Origin of the sequence: Enterobacter sp. 302C9 (assembly GCF_034106085.1) — a bacterium.
GTDB lineage: Bacteria > Pseudomonadota > Gammaproteobacteria > Enterobacterales > Enterobacteriaceae > Enterobacter > Enterobacter asburiae_B.
This window is the reverse complement of record NZ_JAWNBW010000033.1, coordinates 1-513: the sequence shown is the minus strand read 5'-3', so window position 1 is coordinate 513 and position 513 is coordinate 1. Positions and strand designations below refer to the sequence as shown.

Below are 513 nucleotides of genomic sequence, written 5' to 3'. Positions count from 1 at the left end.
CGCGCTGTCGCTGATTGCGCGCGCAACGGAAGTGAACGCCGCGATACATGCGAACGACCTGACGGTGACCGCAGGGGCGAACCGCGTGGGCGCCGACGGCAGCGTCAGGCCGGTTGCCGGCGAGGGCGCCGCGCCCGTGGTGGCGGTGGATACCGGCGCGCTCGGCGGGATGTATGCGAACCGTATCCGCCTGGTCTCCAGCGAGGCGGGCGTCGGGGTGAACCTCGGCAACCTCACCGCGCGCCAGGGCGACATTCAGCTGGATGCGGGCGGGAAACTGACGGTCAGGAACAGCCTCGCCAGCGGCTCGATTAGCGCGAAGGGCGCGGGGGTGGCCCTCAGCGGCAGCCATCAGGCCGGGGGCGCGCTGAACGTGGCCAGCTCGCAGGATATGGAACTGAATAACAGCACGCTCGCCAGCCAGGGCGACATGCGCCTTTCCGCGGCGGGGAAAGTGCAGATGACGGGCGGCGGGACAAACAGCGCGGGCGCGCTGGCGGTCAGCAGCGGGCA

At 70.8% G+C, this 513-nt stretch carries 1 protein-coding gene; it reads left to right on the top strand.

From position 1 onward, the window contains the following. Window positions 1-513, top strand: a 513-nt coding sequence (locus tag UR289_RS21845; RefSeq protein WP_320711588.1) for a hypothetical protein, incomplete at both ends; no start/stop codon positions are given.